Source organism: Flavobacterium supellecticarium, from assembly GCF_004801375.1.
Classification (GTDB): domain Bacteria; phylum Bacteroidota; class Bacteroidia; order Flavobacteriales; family Flavobacteriaceae; genus Flavobacterium; species Flavobacterium supellecticarium.
Genome location: NZ_SSNZ01000016.1, coordinates 1 through 4309, shown reverse-complemented (window position 1 = coordinate 4309; position 4309 = coordinate 1). Strand labels below are relative to the sequence as shown.

The window sequence follows — 4309 nt, the reverse complement described above, 5'->3', positions numbered from 1 at the left end:
TTTCACGATACACAGGGAAAACTGGAAATTTCCAATGCGGGACAAACCACCTATACCCTGCCTATTGCGCTGCCTCCCAGTTTGAAAAATACCAGTCCGCTTATCAATATCGTATATCAAAGTGGTCAATTTGGAGGAATCGCCGGACAAGGATGGAATATTCAGGGTATTTCAGCTATACGTCGTGTTCCATCCCGTATAGACCTTGACGGTCAACGGCAAGGTATTCGTTTTACCAATGATGATAAACTGGCATTAAACAACCAACGTCTTTTGGTGGTTTCCGGACAATACTGGCATATCGGTTCTACATATCAAACGGAAATACAATCCAATCTTAAAGTCGAACTACAACGAAACGGAAACGGGATTTATTTTATCGTAACAAATCCCGATGGTTCCCGATCGTGGTATGGCAATTATACCGAAAGTCAGGCAACCGACCTTGCGGCTTTTTATATCTGTCGGTATGAAGATCCTTTGGGGAATTACGTTACCTATCATTATAACAAACATTTTAATAAAAATCTTTGTCTCTACGAAATCAGATTTAGCGCCCACACCGATGATCTGGAACCGTTAAACAGTATCCGGTTTTATTATAAACACGCACAACGAACGGAATCGGCCTATAACAAAGGAACAAAGCAAGAAAAAGCAGCTCTTCTGGAAACGATACAGGTATGGTCGGGTGGTCAACTGTTCCGAAAATACGTTTTTACACATATCACAGATCCGCAATTGGGATATGAAAAAATTTCGCAGATTCAGGAGTTTAATGGCGCCATGGAACCCGCTAATCCAGTGCGTTTCGAATATGAAAATACAGAGACAGTTGGTCCTGGTTCCGAATTACTCACTACCTATCATAATAATCTTAATTTCGATTCAATTGTACTAAGCGGTGATTTTGATGGCGACGGGCGACTGGATTTTACCACCGAAAATCAGATTTTTACAAACAATTTTATCGGGACTACCGGCCAGACACCTATTAATTCTCCAATCGTTTTTCACAAACAGGATACCTTTACCGCCACTACACTTGCTGTCAATACATTAAACCCCTTTCAATCGATCGTTAAGTTTTCGGAAGGAGAAGGTTTTAAAGTTTACAATCTTCAAAATGGTAATCTGACTTTATCCTACACCAAGCGTTTTGATTTTCCTACACATCTGCCCTGCTTTAATCCGAGTCAATCCTGTACTTCGGCAAAAAATGCGTTTCTCGAAGGCGATTTTAACGGAGACGGAATATCAGAAGTACTACTCTACAAAATATGCAGGGTTAGTGGCAGACAAAGATTTACCGAGTACGAATGCGGCCAATTTTGTTGGGTTGACTTAAATCCAAATATATCCAGCCTGTTAACGGGTAACTCTTTATCGACAGGCCTGACTCCTGGTGTCGCTATTCTTCCAAATCCGGATTTACTGATCGGAAAAAAAAGATATGTGGGCGATTTTAACGGCGATGGTAAATCCGATCTTTTTATTGTAAATCCCAACGGAACCTATAAAGTCGTCGGTTTTAAACAACTTTCAACAGCACCATGGATAGAACCTGAGCTGTTAGGAAAAGGAACCCTTAGCACTTATTCCGAAACCAAACAAATCCTGTTTGGCGATTTTAACGGTGATGGTAAAACCGACATTCTATTACCCAATGCCAACGGAACTTACCCCGGCAATAGCCTGTGGCATGTTTGTTTTAGCAGCCCCAAACCTGCCGGCGGCTCTTTTTTTGAAGTCGAAACCTATAACATCGTCGACTATTGGCATGACTCCGGCAATCATTTTAGAGACGGCAGACAATATAGCTCGTATTATGTTTTAGATACCAATGGCGACGGTAAATCGGATCTGGTTCGGATCTGGCGCAATCAATATGCTCCTAAATGGACCATTAACGATCACGATACCAACTGGAAGATTACTTCTTATGTTAATACTATCGGACTTCAGAAGCGTAACGGGTTTATTCAGGACTATGGTACTCCTTGTCAGAATTATGACAATTCATGCGATCATCACAGTGATTCGCCGGATATGGTTATTCCAATTGTATCGACCTATCGGCGCGGCATTAATAAAGAAATCCTTATGGTTCGAAACCATTACAATCAGGTTACCTATGTTAATTTCACCAAAGATCTCGCAAAAGACAATCTGCTTAAAAAAGTAACCGTCGCCAATGGGGCTTTGGTTTATAAAATTAACTATCAATCGTTAGAACCATCGGATAATAATTCCGGCTATGGAAATCCAGATGCGTTTTACTCCTCTTCCAATAGTGTCCGCTATCCCAATATGGAAATCAAACGATTGCCTTTTTCCTGGGTTGTATCCCGATTGAACCAGACGACCGGTGAAGTAACCCGCCATCAGGATTTTCGATACCATGGTTATACAGTTAATATGCATGGCCTTGGTGCTTTAGGATTTATTAAATCCGCCCGAAGCAGTTGGTATCAAAACCCTTCTGACACTAAAATATGGAGTATCACTCAGAATGATCCCAGCAAAAGAGGATTACTGATCAATACCTATTCGCAGCTACAACGCCCCGGAGTCTCTTTTTCATTTTCCACCGGAGTCAGTATCCCGGAGAATGTGATCAGTAGCATGGTTAACGAATATGCGATCACCACAAATAATAAAGTCTATACGCCATTACTCACCCGAAAAACCACAACCGATTATCTTACTTCGGTTAAAACCGTAACAGATTATCTGTACCAACCGGTATACTATTTACCGGAAATCGTGCGAACGCAAAACTTTTTGGGGACAACATTACAGGGCGAAACGACCCTCGAAACCGAATACCAAAGCAATCCAAACGGTGTTGGAAGCGACTATTATATCGGTAGACCGATAAAAACAACCGAAACTGCTTCCGCTTATAATGACAAGCATCAATCTGAAATGCTTTATACGTACAATTCCAACGGAACACTGCAAAAAACCCAGAAAAAACCGGTGGTCGAAAGTTATTATATAACAACAGAATTTGAATACGACGACTATGGTAATGTAACACAGGAAACCCTGAGTGCTCCTGATGCATCCCCAACAGTAGCACCACGGGTTAGCGCATATACCTACGATCCCTCCGGAAGGTTTGTTATCGCCAGCAAAGCCATAACCGGACGACGCACCCAATATACCTATCATCCCTTATATGGAACCGTGCTTACCCAAACCAATCCGGATCAGCTAACCACAACTACCCGTTATGATAACTGGGGGAAACCGGTTCAGGTAACCGATTATCTCGGAAAAAGCACCTATTACACCTATACGAAAAATCAGCAGACCTATATCTCTCAACAACTGGATGCCGATGGCGGCAGTACCATCAGTCAATCCAATGTACTGGGACAACAGCTTAAAAAAGGAATAAAATTATCCGATGGTCAATGGAGTTATACCGCTACACAATACGATTTTCTGGGACGAAAAATAAAAGAAAGTGACCCTTTTGCCGATACACCTTCCCTATGGATTTCTTATACCTATGATGATTATGGTCGTTTAGTCGAAACCATATTGCCCACCGGGAAAACCAACCGTATTTCCTATAGCGGACTAACGGTAACTACTTCCGACGGAAACAAAACCAGTAGTACGACTCAAAATGCCAATGCCCATACTATTAGCCTTACCGATAACGGTGGTACTGTTACTTATAAATATAACGCTGGCGGAGTCGTAACCGAGTCGGATTTTCACGGCACTAAAATTACAACCCAATACGACAATTGGGGACGAAAATCAAGGCTTTCCGATCCTTCGGCCGGGGAATACCGCTATAACTACTACCCTTTTGGAGAAGTCCGTACCACGACCACACCTCTGGGAATCGTTAAAAATTTTATCGACGATTTCGGCAGGATAACGCTAACCGAAGAGGAACCTAAAAACGGCACTTCTTTTTACTCCCGATATTATTATAATACCGATCATACTTTAAACAGTACCATCCGGGAAGAATATACTACCGGGAAAGTGACCGATCAAATACAGTACGAATACGATGATTATAAACGTCTGAAGAAACTAACACAGCTAACACCTCATGCCTCTTTTGTAAAAGAATTCACCTTTGATGCTTTTGGAAGAATTGCTAAGGAAAAACAAACGGCAATCGAAAATGCCAGTGGAAAAACCAGTTCGAAAACCTTTCGGTATGGCTATCGTCTGGGCTATCGCTACCAGATATCCGACGATAGTAACGGTCAGGTTTTATGGACCGAACATACTCTAAACTCCAGGGATCAACTTACAAGGGGAACCTTTGGAAATG

1 protein-coding gene is annotated in these 4309 nt (G+C 41.9%); it reads left to right on the top strand.

Annotated features, from left to right (window positions below; translation table 11 throughout):
• Positions 1–4309: FG-GAP-like repeat-containing protein (locus E6C50_RS17445; RefSeq protein ID WP_136404534.1), on the top strand; the 4309-nt coding region annotated here is incomplete at both ends.